We start from the raw sequence: 13860 nt of genomic DNA on the forward strand, positions 1-13860 counted from the left end.
AAATTATGAACAAAAAAGTCTTTTTAACTTCCCTAATTTTAATGCTAACATTTACAGTAAAATCACAAAATTGGTTTGGCAGTAAAAAAATAAAAGGAAACGGAAATACAAAAGTTGTTACAAGATCTATTTCTAATTATAATGATATTTCTGTTGGTGGTTCTTTTGATGTTATTCTTGTAAAAGGTAATGAAGGAGAAATTACCATTGAAGCAGAAGAAAATATTATACCTTATATAGAAACAGAAGTATCTGGCAATAACTTAAAAGTTAAGTTTAAAGAAAACACCAATATAAGCACCACAAAAAAAATAACAATTACAGTACCTTATAAAAGTCTAGAAAGTGTTTCTTTAGGTGGCTCTGGTAAAATTTATAGCAATAACACAATAGAAGCTAAAAATTTTAAAGTAAGTATTGGCGGTTCTGGTAATATTAAACTAAACATTAACTCTAACTCTATAAAAGCCTCTATTGGTGGTTCTGGTAGTATTCTTTTAGAAGGCACAACTAAAGAGCTTAATTGTTCTATTGCTGGGTCTGGTAATATTAATGCATATAGTTTATATACAGACATAATAGAAGCTAGTGTTGCAGGTTCTGGTAACATTAAAACAACTGTAAATTCTACAATAAACGCTAAATTAGTTGGTTCTGGTAATATTTATTATAAAGGAAACCCAAGTAATGTAAAAAGTAAATCTGTTGGATCTGGAGATGTAATTGATAAAAATTAAACTCATCTTTCTAACAAATAAAAAAGCCTTAAAAGAAAATTCTTTTAAGGCTTTTTTATTATCTAAGTTTTTTCTTAAACATAAAAATTATTTACTTTTAAAAAACACCACTAAGCTCTTTTAAATCTAAACTATTTTCATCTAATTTTATATTCTTTATCATTTCCATTACCATAGCCGGATTCATGTCTTCACCTAATAACCTTGCTATTCCTACTCCAACTTCATCACCATAACCAAATACAATAATTTCATCTATAGAATCTGTATCTCCAGTATAAAAAACATTAACATTCATCCCTTTTGCTTTTACAGTCATAAGAGATTTATACGCTTCTTCATTTTCTTTAAAAATGGTTTTAAGCGCTGTTTTTTCTATTTCGTAAGCCTCTTTATTATCTTTAATTGGTAAGGCAACAACGTTTACTTTTCTAATACTATTTAAAGTTTCTTTTACTTCTTTAGAAACATCTGTAGATTTTAACTGTAAAATACTTGATGGTACATCAACAGTAATAAAACCTTTTTTTTCTTGACTTTCTACTAAATATCCTTGTAAAGATTTTTTATTATTACATGAAGTTAGCATTAATATGATTGAAAAAAGTGAAAATATTTTAACTATTGTTTTCATTATTCTGTGTGGTTTTGGTTGATTTTTTTTAAAGTTAATATTAAAAACTAACTTATTTTTCTTGTTTACATTTGGCTTATTGTATTGCTTATTTAAGTCTTTAAACTAGCAAACAATTTTATTCTATTTCTTTTAAAATTTCTTTCTTTTCGGCTTCAGAGTAAAATTCAGAATTCTTAAGACTATTCATCAATCTTATTTTAATGTCTTCTGTATTTAATTTTAATTCTTCTTTAGCCCACATAATATTTAGTAATCCTTCAGAAAAGCTAGGGTATTCATCCATTAAAATTTCCCAAATAGTAATTGCTTTTTTGTATTCTTTATCATTATAAAACTCCCATCCTTTGCCGTTTAACACTCCTATAGATGGGCGTAATTGTTGACCATAATGATTTTTGATATTTTTAGAAGCAATTGCTAATTGATGAATATCTTTATTACTGATATCAAAAAATTGATGAATTTGATGACTCCAATACTCAAAGACTTCATATAAAGCCGATGGAATAATTAATGCAGGTGTTGTGTTATGATAAGCATCTTTAAACAATACACCTTTTGTATTAATTAACGGATGATCAACTAACTTTAAAGATGCTTCCATAACTTTAAATTCATCTGGATAATCATTACCAATTCCGTATCTGTAATATTTGGTATGATTACCTTTGTATGAGTTTACTTTTAAAATAGAATCTGCAAGATTAACATTTTTTTGAGTTGTAAAAAAAGGGCTTAAAGATATTACAGCATTTAATTCTGTTAATCTTTTTTCAAATAAATACGTAGTTAAATAACCGTACCTAGAGTGCCCTATTAACAATCTAAATTTATTTGCTTTATACTTTTGTTCTAAAAGAGGTATTAATTCATTAAAAATAAAAAGTTCATTTTCTTTAGCCTGTCCTATAGAGTTTGTTTTTTTATGCAAAGTCTCTTTAGTACGTTTCATTCTATCAGACGCTATGCTTACAATGATTGTTGAAGGCATTTGATCACTAATAGTTAAATAGTCTATTGTATTTATAATAAACTGATGACTTCTTTTATTCTGTTTATCAAAAATTATTGTTAGCGGATAAGTATGATTATTATTTTGTTGCCAATCTTTTGGTACAGTAATACTAATATTTTTATTATATCCTAAATATGATGATGACAGAGTGGTATCTACTAATTTTTTATAGTTTTCATAGCTTTGCGAAAAAACATAGCTTGTAAAAAAAACAAATATTAAAATTAGAGATTTTTTTTGCATTTTATTTTTAATGTTTCGTAAGTATACTAATTACTTATTTTTTTTCATCAACAAAAGTATCTGCTAATTCAGACATTTTATTAATATCTATATTCCCTGTTAAAGAAACAACCACAGCTTCAGAATTTCCTTTTGTTTTTTTGTCAATTCCTTTAACAAACATTAAAACTTCGCTTACAAAATCTTTATTTCTTGTTGTCTTTACATAAATTTTTACACGAGAATCATCTTCTTTAATTCTCATTAACTCTGTTAAACTAGCACTTTTTACTTGAGATTTTACCATCTCATCCATGGTGTTTGCTATAGAAACATCATTTGTAGAAAATACTTTAAACTCTTTTAATTCCTGAATCATTTTAAAGACTTCCATAGCCTCATTTCCTTCAGATTTTCCTGGATTAAATTTTGATAAAATTTCGAATGCATCTTTATTTACAATAATAGCATCTACTCCATTCATGTCTTCTAATTTATCAAAAAATGATTGTGCATTTGCTAGCATTGGTGCTAGTATTAACGCTAATAATATGGTTATTTTTTTCATTGTTTTTTTAACTTTACTTGGTTTTACTAATCTTACTTGGTTTCTTTTAAAATTTTATTTACTGTGTTTTCATAAGTATACAAAGTTGCTACAGCCTGTTCTCCTTTCTTTAAATTTGTAGATAACAACTTTAAACCTTTACTTACTTCTGCATAAAGTGCTTTTGCTTGTTGTTCTTCTTGATACTTTTTATACTCTTGATTACCAATAAATACACTAAATAATAATACTACAGATGCTGCTACAGATACCCATTTTAAGTTCTTTGTCTTTTTAGAATTCTTAGGTTTTAACAGAATGGGTTTTGTATAAGTTTCATCTTTTGTAGTTGTAAAATAATTAAACATATACTCGTACTCTTGCAAATGTGGTGCAACATTACCTCCTGTAAAATAGTTTCTTAAGGTAGTTTCTTCTTGCAAAGTAGTTTCTGCATCTAAATATTTTTGTATTAATTTTTCTATGTTAGCTAACTCCATAGTTATGTTTTTTAATTAATTCTTCTCTTATTGTTTTTCTTGCTCTAGATAAAGCTACCCTTACTGCAGTCGGTTTCATATCTACCATTTTACAAATTTCATCAAAATTATATTGCTCAACATCTCTTAATTGAATAATAATTTTTTGATTTTCGGGTAATTTTTCTATCAATTGGTGCACTTGGTTTACACTGTCTTGATGTTCTATATTTTTATCTAAAGAGGTTCTTGTTTCTTTATAATTACTGTGTATTAATGTTAAGTTACTTGCTTGTTTAGATTTTAATCGATCAAAACAATAATTTTTTGTCATTGTCATTGCAAAGGCTTCTACATTCTTATAATCAGCAATCTTTTCTTTACTTTTCCATAATTTAAAAAACAACTCTTGGGTAGCATCTTCTGCTTCTTCTGTAGAAACCAAAAGCCTTTTTGCTAACCTAAAGACTTTGTCTTTAAATGGTAAAACAACTTTTAAAAAGTCTGATTGATTCATTTTTTAGTTTGGTTGATTTGTTTAGTTTAATTATAATCTTGTTATCAGGCCTACATTATTACGACGAAGCACTATATATTTTGTTACAACAATTTATTAAAATAATACTATTTATATATATATTGCGTTGTAATACACATAAAAACTAAAAAATATGTCTTTAAAATTTTCTGTTAAAACAGTAATAGTATTATTTGTATCTGTATTATTTTTTAATTGTTCTACCAAAAGTGAAGATATTCCTGTAGACATAGAAGTGCAAGATTTTGTTTGGAAAGGTTTAAACGCTTATTACCTTTGGCAAAGTTCTGTACCAGACTTATCAGATACTCGCTTTAGTTCTCAAACAGAACTAAATTCGTATTTAGAAGGGTATACCACACCAGAAGCTTTGTTTAGCGATTTAATTTATACACCAACAGATCGTTTTTCTTGGATTGTAGATGATTATGTGGAACTAGAAAATTCTTTTCAAGGAATTTCTTTGAATAACGGAATGGAGTTTGGCTTAAGATATTATAGTGATGGTTCTACCAATGTATATGGTTATGTAAGATATGTTATACCTGGTTCTGATGCCGAAGCAAATGGAGTAACTCGTGGAATGATTTTTAACCAAATTGATGGTACACAAATAACCGATACAAATTACACTACTTTATTATCTAGCACAACCTACACAATTGGTTTGGCTAACTATAATGCTGGTAGCCCAATTGCAAGTGGTGCTAGTGTTACTTTAACAAAAACAGATCTTACCGAAAACCCTATTTTAGTTACAAATGTTTTTGATGAAGGAACTACAAAAATTGGCTACATTATGTACAACCAATTCTCTAGCTCTTTTGATAGCGAATTAAACACTGCTTTTTCTAATTTTAAAGCAGAAGGTATTACCGATTTAATTGTAGATTTAAGATACAATGGTGGTGGTTCTGTAAATACAGCTACTTATTTAGGAAGCATGATTACTGGTCAATTTAACAACGAAGTTTTTTCTAAACAAGTTTGGAATGAAAAAGCCATGGCTGTTTTTGAAGACGAAGATTTAACCAATTATTTTACAGATCAAATATCAAATACAGACTCTTATGGAGATGTTGTGTTAGAAGAAACTATAAATAGTTTAAATCTTTCTACTATTTATTTTATTGTTTCTGGTAGTTCTGCATCAGCTTCAGAGTTAGTTATTAACTCATTATCTTCTTATATAGATGTAAGAGTTATAGGTACAACTACAGTGGGTAAACAAGTAGGTTCTATTACCTTGTATGATTCTGATAATTTAACAAGAACAGGTACAAACCTAAGTACAAACCATACTTACGCAATACAACCAATTGTTTTAGAAATTACAAATAAAGATGATATTAATTATCCTGATGGAATTATACCTGCAACTACTTTTCCGGGAATATATTTAGCAGAAGAAGATAGTAATTTAGGTATTTTAGGAGAAAAATCTGAGCCTCTTTTAAACAGAACAATTACCTACATTACAACAGGTGCAAAAGGAGTAAGTTCTTCTAAAAACAACCAAGAGTTAAAAGAACTTTTTAATTCTAAAATGTTAAAACCTAACTACAATAACATGTACGTAGATTTTAATTAAAACTAAAAAACTACAACAAACTTAACTGTCCATTAGAATCTGTATCTCCTTTTTGGTTAGGTATTTTTAAATCTAAATTAAATTCAATATTTAATTTTTTAATAAAATATTCTGCTAATAAAGGAGATTCAACTTCTAAATTTTGATGAATAAAAAAGTGAATGTTTTTTAATCCTGTATCTACCCAAACTCTTAATCTTTTAACCCAATCATCTAATCTGCTGTAGTCTGTTAAATGATTTGCCCCTACGTATCTTATAAAAGCTTCATTATTTGTTAATCGCATGTGTAACATATCTCTTCTACCAGCGGTATCAACTAATGTGTTTGCTATTTTATTTTCTTCTAAAAGTTGATAAAATTCTTGTGCAACAACTTTATCTGCAAACCAATCTTTATGCCTAACCTCTATAGATAAAGGTATTTCTTTTGGCCAATTTTCTGCAAAATCTTGTACTCTATTAAAATTAGATGGTCCAAAATTACTATGCAATTGTAAAAAAATAGTCCCCAACTTTTCTTTTAAAGTAATTAGATTATCCAAAGAAAAATTTACAACATCTGTTACATTATTTAAACGTCTAAAATGACTGATTTCTTGGTTTATTTTAGGAAAAAACTTAAAACCATCCGGAGTTTTATTGTACCATTTAGCTAACTGTTCTACAGAATATTGTTTATAAAAAGTAGCATTTAATTCAATAGAATTAAACTGACTCGCATAATACATCAATTCGTCTTTTGTACCTCTAGGGTAAAAACCTTTTAAATCTGCTCTATTCCATTTTGCACAACCAACATAAATAATGGGTTTACTTTCTTTCTCATAAGTATTTAAAAGTTGAAACGTATCGTTATGAGTGTTAGGTAATGTAAAATCTATATTTTCTGGATTATTTACTTTTCCGAATTTCATTTTATAACTTTTCTCCTCCTTTTTCTATCTCTTTATCCGTTAAAACATCGGGTCTAAATTCGCTCATTAACGCTTCTCTTTTAGACTTAGCGTATTTATAACCAGATTTCCACCATTTTCTCATTAAAACTTCATCAAAAACCAAAGCATTTGTAGTTAAAACTGTTGGTGTATAATACAAGTTTAGTTTTACGTTTTTATGATTAGCGGCTAATTTACCAATGGTAATATTATGTCTCTCTACATGTGTTAACATAAAATCGAACACATCAAACAATAAAGAAAACGGGTTTTTAGAAGGCAGTCTATTAAATTGAGTAACTTCTGTTTCTAAAATAATTGCATCAATTTCTGTAGCACCTCTTAATATGGCTTCTCTAATTGGCACTAAAGAACCAAATCCGCCATCGGCATATTGACAATTATTTTTTTCTAACAAACTCATAAAAGGCACATAATTACAAGAACCCCAAATCCAATCACAAAAATCATCATAACTACAATCATTAATAGATTTATATTCTATTTGATTTGCTGTTAAATTAGAAACCGTAACTACAACATCTTTGTTATTGGCTCTAATTTCATGATACATTTCTTTGGTAACTTTCTTTTTTATAAGACTTCTTAAATTTTTACTTTCTCCAAAAGTTTTTCTACCATTTAAAAAGTTCCATAAAGTATTTAAATGTCGGATGCTAACAACTTTTTCTCCGGCTACTTTTTTTATTTTAAAAGGGTTATTACTAAAAATAGTTTTTTGGTTTACGTTGGTGTATAATTCTTTTAAAGCATCTATTTTTCCTAATGCCAAATGAGAAACCATTAAACTACCGGTAGAAGTACCTAAAAACAAATCGTAATCTTTATTTTCTTTCTTCATTAAATATTGTGCAACTCCACCTGCAAATGCTCCTTTACTTCCACCACCAGAAATTACCAATGCTTTTTTCATTATCTAAAAATGATTTGTTTATTTTAGTGCTATAAAAATATCAAAAATGAAAAGAATATCTATATTAATTTTTACTTTCCTTTTAATTATCTCTTGCGCCAAGAAGTACATCCCTAGAAACATTGAGGCTGTAGAAATTGAAGAGTTTAAAATAGATAGCACAAGTATTAGAACCCTACAAGTAGTAGATAAAAATACCGTTTATTACGCAGGTTCTATTGGCGATTTTAGTTTTACAGAAGATTCTGGTAAAACATGGACCACCAAAACAATTAAATATAACGATTCTATTGTTCCTCATTTTAGAAGTTTAGCCAAAAATGGCGATGCTTTTTTTGCGCTTTCAATAGCAAACCCTGCTTTACTTTATAAAATTTCAGACAACAAAACAACATTGGTTTACACAGAAAATAATGAAAAAGTATTTTATGATGCTTTACATTTTTTTGATGACGGTAAACACGGTATTGCTGTTGGTGACCCTACAGAAACTTGTGCTTCTATAATTTTAACTGAAGACGGAGGAAATTCTTGGACAAAAATAGACTGTGCAAAACTTCCTGATTTTGAAGAAGGAGAAGCCTTTTTTGCAGCAAGTAATACAAATATAAAAACATTAGGCAGCACCGTTTGGATTGTTTCTGGTGGTAGCAAAGCACGTGTTTTAAAATCGGAAGATTTTGGTAAAACTTGGCAAACCTACAACACACCAATAATACACGGTAACGGACCACAAGGTTTGTATTCTGTTGATTTTTTTGATGAAAATAACGGAATTATTTTTGGTGGCGACTACTCTAAAGCATTAGAAAACACATCTAACAAAGCCATTACAAAAGATGGCGGTAAAACTTGGACAATTGTTGCACAAGACCAAAACCCTAATTACAAAAGCTGCGTACAATACGTACCAGACACCAACGGACAAGAAATTTTTGCGGTAGGTAAAACAGGGGTTTCTTTTTCTAATGATGGTGGTTTAACTTGGGTAGACGTTTCCAAAGAAGGGTATTTTGCCATACAATTTGTAGATAAAAATACCGCTTGGTTATCTGGCCACAACAAAATAGGTAAACTCGTTTTAAACTAACATGAAAAAAAATATTATTGCATTTGTAGTTACTTTATTCCTATTTATTTCTTGTGATAAACCATCTAAAATCAGTAAAAAATTTAATTGTAATACAACAAAAATTAGCAACCTAGAAGAAGTAAAAGATTTTAAAAACCTATTTTCTGTAGAAATTCCAAAAAATTGGAAAACAAACTTGTATTATGATCATTTTCAATCTTCAATTTATACGGCAGATACTACACAACAATTAACAGAAACATTACTTTTAGATATCACATTTATTAATAAAAGCATTAATTTTGATACCAATTTTAAACTAAAGCAAGAACAAGAAAATCTCTCTAAAAATCTTATCAAAATAAAATCTGAAGAAACAACTTTTATAGAAAAACCTTCTTATTATACAATTTCTAAAGGGAAAAAAGGAAATTACAATTACCAAGTAAGCCATGTTTATATAAAAATAAACGAACAGAATTTTATTCTTGCAAAGGCAGAAATTTATGGCGACTCTTTAGTAAGCGAAAGGTTTTGTAACGCTTTTTCTATGATTGAAAAGATAAAAAACTACAATTAAAATGATAGATAAAAAATATATTACAGACCGATTTATAAAATACATTACTGTTGATACTGAATCTGATCCCAACAACCCTGCTTTTCCGAGTACAGAAAAGCAATGGGATTTAGCTAAAATTTTAGTAGATGAATTGAAGCAAATAGGAATGAAAGAGGTGGATTTAGATGAAAATTGCTACATTATGGCTACTTTACCAAGCAATCTAGATTACGATGTACCTACTATTGGTTTTGTAGCTCATATAGATACCAGTCCAGATTTTACAGGTAAAAATATCAAACCTAGAATTGTAGAAAACTATCAGGGAAACGACATTATATTAAATGAAGCAGAAAACATTGTTTTATCACCCGATTATTTTGATGATTTATTACAATACAAAGGGCAAACAATTATAACTACAGACGGTACTACACTTTTAGGTGCAGATGATAAAGCTGGTGTTACAGAAATTGTAACTGCCATGGAGTATTTAATTCAACATCCAGAAATTAAACACGGTAAAATTAGAATCTGTTTTACACCCGATGAAGAAGTTGGTAAAGGTGCACATTTATTTGATGTTGATAAATTTGGTGCAGAATGGGCTTATACCATGGATGGAAGTCAAATTGGCGAATTAGAATACGAGAATTTTAATGCTGCTGGTGCTAAAGTTACCATTACAGGTAAAATTGTACACCCTGGTTATGCCAAAGGAAAAATGGTAAATTCTATGCTAATTGCTAATGAATATATTGCCGCACTTCCTATAAGAGAAACTCCTGAAAACACAGAAGGTTATCAAGGCTTTTTTCATTTACATGATATGCATGGTAATGTAGAAAAAACTGTTTTAGAGTATATTATTAGAGATCATGATTTAGAATTGTTTGGCAAAAGAAAACAGTTAATGTCTAGAATTGCCAAAGATATTAATGAAAAATATACGCAAGATGTAATTAAAGTAGATATTAAAGATCAATACTTTAATATGAAAGAAAAAATTACACCTGTGATGCATATTGTAGATATTGCAGAAGAAGTAATGAAGGATTTAGAAATTACACCTTTAATAAAAGCAATTCGTGGAGGAACCGATGGATCTCAGCTTTCATTTAAAGGGTTACCTTGTCCTAATATTTTTGCTGGCGGACATAATTTTCACGGTCGTTTTGAATATGTACCCGTAGAATCTATGATAAAGGCAACCGAAGTGATTGTTGGTATTGCTCAAAAAGTATCAGAAAAGTTTAAATAGTTTTTTAACCTGTCAACGTAAATTTATAGAGAGATCTTATTATTCGTTGTTGCACACAATTAACCAAAAACCAAACTAAATTGAAAAACCTGAATTTTGAAACGATATTTAAAGATGCGGAAAAATTTATACGAACTGAAAACGATTCTTACATCCAAACTTATACCGAATTCATTAAATATTTTGACAAAATAAACACTGGAGAAATAAATGAACATAATTTAGTAATTGCAAGTCATTTCGTTTATGGTTGGATGCCAACAATAATTCATCTGGATTTGGAACAAAAAGACAAAGTTTTGTTTTTACTAAATGCTGTGAAAAGTGGACACATTTTGACAGTTAAAGAACTAGAAATTTTAAAAAAGTCAATAAATAACTCTTTGGTTGGAGTTTCTAAACTTTTACATTTCATCAATCCGAGAGATTATGCAATTTGGGACAGTCGAATTTATAGATATTTAACAGAAAAGAAAAGTAGTTACGGAATTGATAAACCACAACTCTATCTAGATTTTTTGAACGGAATAAAAAATATAGCGGAAAATAAAGATTATAGAAAATTGCACGATTTAATTTCTCGAAATTTTGATTATGACATTTATCCAACAAGAGTAATTGAAATAACAATGTTTGAGACTGACCGAAATAGGCAAAGCCGAATGAAAAAATAACTTTGGGCAAAACGTGTATAATTAATTGCTTCTTTTAGCTCACTTGGGAAAATCCTTCGGATTTTCTCCGTTCGTGATTTATTTAGTAAATTAGTTTCTTAACCACGCAACTAAGCATACACAAAACCGCTGGATATTGGTTTTCCCTATTTCATTTAACTATCCCAAAACGACATACTTTTATTTTCTGTAAAAATTCAATATTGCTGAAACTGAGGAGCGTCCAAAGAGTGTAACGTAGTGAAACGGTCTGGACGCGGATCGTGAAAGAGATAGTAGAATTTAAAGAAAATAAAAGAAGTCTAGATTTTTGGTTCTTTTCATCAATGGAAAAGAACAAAGGAATTAAAAGAATTAAGTGTTGGTTTTAAATGATAAGATATAGTTGAGATTTCTCAACTTCGCTTTCACTACGATCGAAATGAAATTAAGCTTGTCAACTCAAATTTATAGAGATCTTATTATTCATTGTTGGATGTTGGTTTTTCCTATTTGATTTAACAATCCCAAAACGACATACTTTCATTTTCTGTAAAAATTCAATATTGCTGAAACTGAGGAGCGTCCAAAGAGTGTAACGTAGTGAAACGGTCTGGACGCGGATCGTGAAAGCGATAGTAGAATTTAAAGAAAATAAAAGAAGTCTAGATTTTTGGTTCTTTTCATCAATGGAAAAGAACAAAAGGATTAAAAGAATTAAGTGTTGGTTTTAAATGATAAGATATAGTTGAGATTTCTCAACTTCGCTTTCACTACGCTCGAAATGATATTCGGCTTGTAAACTCAAACTAGTGGAGAAATCTTTTTTGTCATTTCAATTGCAATGGAGAAATCTTATAATTGCAATACAGAGATAATTTGGCTGTTTCCCTTGTTCTTAAATCGGAATGACATTTGTTTGCGTCTATTAATATTGATTACAGATCGATGTTCAAAAAGGTGTGGTTCCACAATAACTAGAGAATGATCGCCAACTTTTAAACCGCGTAATATTACCTGAGCATCTAACTTATCGGTTTTTATTTTACAATACCAGATGAACGTTTAATTTTTAACGGATTCGTCTCTACATAAACAACTTTTTTACTGTGTGAATAAAGTGCCAATTTTAAGGAATAATAACCAGTATTCTCTAAACAATAAAAAACAGCACTTGCTTTTGTTGCTTTTAAACCCCATTTTATAAGGCTTTTGTAACCTGTTAAATCGTTATTAAACTCTTTGTGTACTTGGGCATGATAACAATAAGCATCAATTGTTTTTTTTGATACATCAATTCCTACTACTTCTTTATAATTTTTCATATTTTTACAATTAGAATGATTAAATATGTTGCAAAAACTACTTCCTTTATCGGGGTTTTATACACCTGGTATTCCAAATGGTTCTTTGCAACTTTATAGCAACAGGAGGACTCGTACTTGTAAAGGAACTGCAACTCTAAAACACGTTATAGTCCTCTGTTACTTAATAAAGATATTTATTACATACTAAAGAAACACGTTGGTAAAAATTAAGAAATGAAATTGTATTTTATCTATTTATTAACAGTTTTTTTACTTATTTCAACTAATTCATTTTCTCAAAAAAAAATTAAAAAAGAGGAATTTTTAGGAAATTGGGTGAAAATTAAAACTGAAATGAAAGATGGAAGCAAATTAATCCCTATTTATAAAGGCTATATAAAACCTTTTGAAATGATCTTTCAAAAAAAGAAATTCTATATAGATTATTATCCTGCACAACACTATAAAAATGCAACTTTTGATTATAAATTAAAAAATAATAAGTTAATAACCTCAAAACACTTTTCCTATAAAATTGAAAAAATCACAAAAGACAATTTGGTTATTAGTGAAGAAATGAAAGGTTTAGAAAGTGATAAACTGAAAAGACACTATTTAATAAAAAAGGAAAATATTATACACAGACAAAAAGAATTAAATAAAAAATCTAAAAATTTAATTGCAAACTTTTTTTTCACACCAAAATTTAAAGATAATATTAAATTGTATTTGAATAATATGTTGATGAAAAGACATATTAATTTAAAATTAAAAGGAAAAATAATACTAGATACAAAAAATAAAAAAGTTGAAACTAAAATAACATATAGAGACACTGAAAAGATATCAATGCAAGAAAATATTTTAGTTAATGCCTTAAATAATTCTTACTCACTTTGGGACATTAAAGGCTTCGAAAATTTTGAAAATATCATAATTAATTTTGTGATAATTATGGACAGAAAAGGAAAGAAATCGTTTGGTATCAAAGTTGGACTTTTAACTAATTCATTTGAACAAGCACTTGGTTTGTATGGACTTACTTATAATCAAATTACAAATGGAAACAAATTTTTGAGTTTAGGAATTAAAAGTATACAAAATAACGAGTTTAAAAAGGCAATTGAATATTTTACTAAATCTTTTGAATCTAATCATACATTAGTTGAATCTATATATAATAGAGCATTTTGCTATTATAAATTAAAAGAATATGATAAAGCTTGTGTAGATTGGAATATTTTGAAAGAATTAGGTCAAAAAAAAGGAGAGAAATTATTTATGGAAAATTGTAAAGTTATTGAATAAAACTTTTACCAACACCATATATAATTTATTGCTGGCTTTTTGCTTACTTACGAAAATCCT

Annotated in this window: 15 protein-coding genes; 7 read left to right on the forward strand and 8 right to left on the reverse strand. The window is 28.3% G+C overall.

What is annotated here, in order from left to right:
- The first annotated feature begins 5 nt into the window (after window positions 1-5).
- The gene (locus tag KI686_RS10685) at window positions 6-737 is read left to right on the forward strand and encodes a head GIN domain-containing protein (protein ID WP_237589279.1); all 732 of its coding nucleotides are present in this window, start codon (window positions 6-8) and stop codon (window positions 735-737) included.
- Between the two features lie 97 nt (window positions 738-834).
- Here the strand turns inward: KI686_RS10685 and KI686_RS10690 are convergent, their stop codons facing one another.
- From KI686_RS10690 to KI686_RS10710, 5 genes are all read right to left on the reverse strand, one after another.
- On the reverse strand, window positions 835-1371 hold the full coding sequence (locus KI686_RS10690) for a GFO_1091 family lipoprotein (protein WP_237589280.1): 537 nt from the start codon (window positions 1369-1371) through the stop codon (window positions 835-837).
- 118 nt (window positions 1372-1489) lie between these two features.
- Window positions 1490-2632 carry an alpha/beta hydrolase-fold protein gene (locus tag KI686_RS10695; protein WP_237589281.1) on the reverse strand — a complete coding sequence of 381 codons (1143 nt, stop codon included), beginning with the start codon at window positions 2630-2632 and terminating at the stop codon, window positions 1490-1492.
- Between the two features lie 34 nt (window positions 2633-2666).
- Window positions 2667-3179 (reverse strand): GFO_1090 family protein, encoded by a 513-nt coding sequence (locus KI686_RS10700; protein WP_237589282.1) that lies wholly within the window; start codon window positions 3177-3179, stop codon window positions 2667-2669.
- Window positions 3180-3211: 32 nt separating this feature from the next.
- Window positions 3212-3658, reverse strand: coding sequence for a PG0215 family putative anti-sigma factor (locus KI686_RS10705; RefSeq protein WP_237589283.1), 447 nt, complete (start codon window positions 3656-3658; stop codon window positions 3212-3214).
- Complete coding sequence (locus tag KI686_RS10710) at window positions 3645-4154, reverse strand: GFO_1088 family ECF-type sigma factor (protein WP_237589284.1); 510 nt, start codon at window positions 4152-4154, stop codon at window positions 3645-3647. The genes KI686_RS10705 and KI686_RS10710 overlap by 14 nt, the downstream gene beginning before the upstream one ends.
- Window positions 4155-4308: 154 nt before the next feature.
- Here KI686_RS10710 and KI686_RS10715 point away from each other — a divergent pair, with 154 nt between their 5' ends.
- Complete coding sequence (locus KI686_RS10715) at window positions 4309-5766, forward strand: GFO_1087 family putative carboxy terminal peptidase (RefSeq protein ID WP_237589285.1); 1458 nt, start codon at window positions 4309-4311, stop codon at window positions 5764-5766.
- A 10-nt stretch (window positions 5767-5776) separates the two neighbouring features.
- Here the strand turns inward: KI686_RS10715 and KI686_RS10720 are convergent, their stop codons facing one another.
- Both KI686_RS10720 and KI686_RS10725 read right to left on the reverse strand, forming a co-directional pair.
- Complete coding sequence (locus KI686_RS10720) at window positions 5777-6682, reverse strand: DUF72 domain-containing protein (protein ID WP_237589286.1); 906 nt, start codon at window positions 6680-6682, stop codon at window positions 5777-5779.
- Window position 6683: 1 nt separating this feature from the next.
- Complete coding sequence (locus tag KI686_RS10725; RefSeq protein WP_237589287.1) at window positions 6684-7637, reverse strand: patatin-like phospholipase family protein; 954 nt, start codon at window positions 7635-7637, stop codon at window positions 6684-6686.
- A 46-nt stretch (window positions 7638-7683) separates the two neighbouring features.
- Here KI686_RS10725 and KI686_RS10730 point away from each other — a divergent pair, with 46 nt between their 5' ends.
- The 4 genes from KI686_RS10730 to KI686_RS10745 all read left to right on the forward strand — a co-directional run bounded on the left by KI686_RS10730 (window position 7684) and on the right by KI686_RS10745 (window position 11206).
- Window positions 7684-8727: a WD40/YVTN/BNR-like repeat-containing protein gene (locus KI686_RS10730; RefSeq protein WP_237589288.1), complete on the forward strand. Its 1044-nt coding sequence runs from the start codon at window positions 7684-7686 to the stop codon at window positions 8725-8727.
- A gap of 1 nt (window position 8728) precedes the next feature.
- The gene (locus tag KI686_RS10735; protein WP_237589289.1) at window positions 8729-9289 is read left to right on the forward strand and encodes a hypothetical protein; all 561 of its coding nucleotides are present in this window, start codon (window positions 8729-8731) and stop codon (window positions 9287-9289) included.
- 1 nt (window position 9290) lies between these two features.
- Window positions 9291-10532: a peptidase T gene (pepT, locus tag KI686_RS10740; RefSeq protein ID WP_237589290.1), complete on the forward strand. Its 1242-nt coding sequence runs from the start codon at window positions 9291-9293 to the stop codon at window positions 10530-10532.
- Between the two features lie 80 nt (window positions 10533-10612).
- Window positions 10613-11206: a hypothetical protein gene (locus KI686_RS10745; protein WP_237589291.1), complete on the forward strand. Its 594-nt coding sequence runs from the start codon at window positions 10613-10615 to the stop codon at window positions 11204-11206.
- Between the two features lie 1019 nt (window positions 11207-12225).
- On the opposite strand, the gene KI686_RS10750 is transcribed toward KI686_RS10745, so the two are convergent.
- Window positions 12226-12510, reverse strand: a complete 285-nt coding sequence (locus tag KI686_RS10750; protein WP_237589292.1) for an IS110 family transposase — start codon at window positions 12508-12510, stop codon at window positions 12226-12228.
- Between the two features lie 216 nt (window positions 12511-12726).
- Between KI686_RS10750 and KI686_RS10755 the strand changes: the two genes are divergently transcribed.
- Window positions 12727-13800, forward strand: coding sequence for a tetratricopeptide repeat protein (locus tag KI686_RS10755; protein ID WP_237589293.1), 1074 nt, complete (start codon window positions 12727-12729; stop codon window positions 13798-13800).
- The last annotated feature ends 60 nt before the right edge of the window (window positions 13801-13860 follow it).

This window comes from Polaribacter sargassicola, from assembly GCF_021991835.1.
Lineage (GTDB): Bacteria > Bacteroidota > Bacteroidia > Flavobacteriales > Flavobacteriaceae > Polaribacter > Polaribacter sargassicola.

Coding starts and splice junctions, on each gene's coding strand:
- KI686_RS10685 (WP_237589279.1), top strand. CDS start 6: ATGAACAAAAAAGTCTTTTTAACTTCCCTAATTTTAATGCTAACATTT.
- KI686_RS10690 (WP_237589280.1), bottom strand. CDS start 1,371: ATGAAAACAATAGTTAAAATATTTTCACTTTTTTCAATCATATTAATG.
- KI686_RS10695 (WP_237589281.1), bottom strand. CDS start 2,632: ATGCAAAAAAAATCTCTAATTTTAATATTTGTTTTTTTTACAAGCTAT.
- KI686_RS10700 (WP_237589282.1), bottom strand. CDS start 3,179: ATGAAAAAAATAACCATATTATTAGCGTTAATACTAGCACCAATGCTA.
- KI686_RS10705 (WP_237589283.1), bottom strand. CDS start 3,658: ATGGAGTTAGCTAACATAGAAAAATTAATACAAAAATATTTAGATGCA.
- KI686_RS10710 (WP_237589284.1), bottom strand. CDS start 4,154: ATGAATCAATCAGACTTTTTAAAAGTTGTTTTACCATTTAAAGACAAA.
- KI686_RS10715 (WP_237589285.1), top strand. CDS start 4,309: ATGTCTTTAAAATTTTCTGTTAAAACAGTAATAGTATTATTTGTATCT.
- KI686_RS10720 (WP_237589286.1), bottom strand. CDS start 6,682: ATGAAATTCGGAAAAGTAAATAATCCAGAAAATATAGATTTTACATTA.
- KI686_RS10725 (WP_237589287.1), bottom strand. CDS start 7,637: ATGAAAAAAGCATTGGTAATTTCTGGTGGTGGAAGTAAAGGAGCATTT.
- KI686_RS10730 (WP_237589288.1), top strand. CDS start 7,684: ATGAAAAGAATATCTATATTAATTTTTACTTTCCTTTTAATTATCTCT.
- KI686_RS10735 (WP_237589289.1), top strand. CDS start 8,729: ATGAAAAAAAATATTATTGCATTTGTAGTTACTTTATTCCTATTTATT.
- pepT (WP_237589290.1), top strand. CDS start 9,291: ATGATAGATAAAAAATATATTACAGACCGATTTATAAAATACATTACT.
- KI686_RS10750 (WP_237589292.1), bottom strand. CDS start 12,510: ATGAAAAATTATAAAGAAGTAGTAGGAATTGATGTATCAAAAAAAACA.
- KI686_RS10755 (WP_237589293.1), top strand. CDS start 12,727: ATGAAATTGTATTTTATCTATTTATTAACAGTTTTTTTACTTATTTCA.